This window comes from Ruegeria sp. YKSF070 (assembly GCF_059612725.1).
The window spans coordinates 1-1,370 of the sequence record NZ_JBXWRD010000116.1 but is presented as its reverse complement, the minus strand read 5'-3'; the positions used below and the strand labels follow the sequence as shown (position 1 = coordinate 1,370).

Annotated in this window: 2 protein-coding genes and 2 pseudogenes; all 4 read right to left on the bottom strand. The window is 48.2% G+C overall.

Annotated elements, in window-relative coordinates:
• Positions 1 to 110 precede the first annotated feature (110 nt).
• Positions 111 to 182, bottom strand: a pseudogene (locus AC2FL1_RS23500) (hypothetical protein); the annotation flags it as partial.
• 42 nt (positions 183 to 224) lie between these two features.
• A complete protein-coding gene (locus AC2FL1_RS23495) occupies positions 225 to 425 on the bottom strand; it encodes a hypothetical protein (protein WP_496878537.1) in 201 nt (66 codons plus the stop codon).
• Positions 426 to 752: 327 nt separating this feature from the next.
• On the bottom strand, positions 753 to 1,136 hold the full coding sequence (locus AC2FL1_RS23490; RefSeq protein ID WP_496878536.1) for a hypothetical protein: 384 nt from the start codon (positions 1,134 to 1,136) through the stop codon (positions 753 to 755).
• 147 nt (positions 1,137 to 1,283) lie between these two features.
• Positions 1,284 to 1,370 (bottom strand): annotated as a pseudogene (locus AC2FL1_RS23485) (IS5/IS1182 family transposase); the annotation flags it as partial.

Here is a 1,370-nt window from a genome sequence, read left to right as displayed (position 1 = left end):
TTCCAGTTCGTCGTGCGGTAGCGGGCAGGTTCGGGCTTACTCATGCCCCGCGTCTTAACCTACCGGATTCATGCCGTGAATCCCCCTGCCAGCGAGTTCTGCAACAACGCCTACCAGTGTACGGCTTCCCAAAAATCTTGCTTAACTCCATTAGCATAGCAGTACGCGCTACCAATATTGAATTGCGCGTCCGCATTGCCTTGTTCAGCGGCTTTCCGATACCACTATACGGCTTCCACTTCGTCGGCCGTGACTCCAGCCCCTTTTGCGTACATTATTCCCAAAGCATTTTGTACTCGTGAATCACCTTTTTCGGCCAGCAAGCGCCAATGCTTCAAGGCTATTTCGAAATCGCCAGCATGATAAGCGTTCAGCCCTACATTGAAATCTTGAGCAAAAGATACGGCTGGGAAAACCACAACCATCAGTACGCGGATTAGCAACAAAAAGCTATTCAGCCAGCTTTACTCCAGTGGGTGTCGCTGGGAAAATATTGCCGAGCAGATCGCCCACAGGTAGCGTATTGCGTCTCTGATCGTAGCTTCGCCAGCATTCCTTTCGCCGCAACATCGAGACATGACAACTTATTTCAGTTATTGGGCTTCGCTCACTTTGCAGAAAAACCGAACTAAACATTAACCCGGCCGCCAACAGCCCTATCTACGTTCCGGACATTTTGATTTAGGGCATTTGACACGCTTCAGTCTCCTCAAGGAGGCCTGATCAATGAACGCCCCATTTTAACGACTTACCTATTTCTTCGAATCACATATCACGATTCTTGCGACCGTCCCCACCTGCACCAATGAAAGAACAAAGTTCGATTGACCGTTAGCTGATGGCGCAATCTCGATGTTTCCACCTTTTGGAATCACTTGCTGTTTGGATTTTTTTTGCTTCAACGACAGAACCACGCTTCCCGGCCCTTTGTTCTTGATTCTTTGAGGTTCGAAAATGTCGATGTCCAAGCGGGATCCGCTTTCACTCAATTTACAGAAAATGCACGCACCACTCGTCGAACACAGTGCGTGACCTTGAACCCGTATTCCTCCTCCCTCCCAAGTCGGTACAAACTCAGCAAAACCAAATTGGGGAATAACAGAAGCAACAAAAATGACCCTCAGGAAACGAAACATATTTTCTCCTCCGAATAAATCTTGAAATATTAGATGTATCATCGATCACGTTTGTTGATCTGAATCAAAGACCAAAAAATCAGATGGTAATAGGGCTGAAACGCTGATGCTAACAGGCGCAGAACTAGGCTCCAGACTCATTGATTTTCAGAGCCAGAAGATGACTGCGGCGGCGAGTGCGATGGCTGATAGGAATACCTTCGGACATCTGTCGTAGCGGGTTGCGACGCGTCG

What these genes read in the sequence shown, in the direction of transcription:
- AC2FL1_RS23490 (WP_496878536.1), bottom strand. Translation starts at nt 1,136, where the DNA reads ATGTTTCGTTTCCTGAGGGTCATTTTTGTTGCTTCTGTTATTCCCCAA.
- AC2FL1_RS23495 (WP_496878537.1), bottom strand. Translation starts at nt 425, where the DNA reads ATGGTTGTGGTTTTCCCAGCCGTATCTTTTGCTCAAGATTTCAATGTA.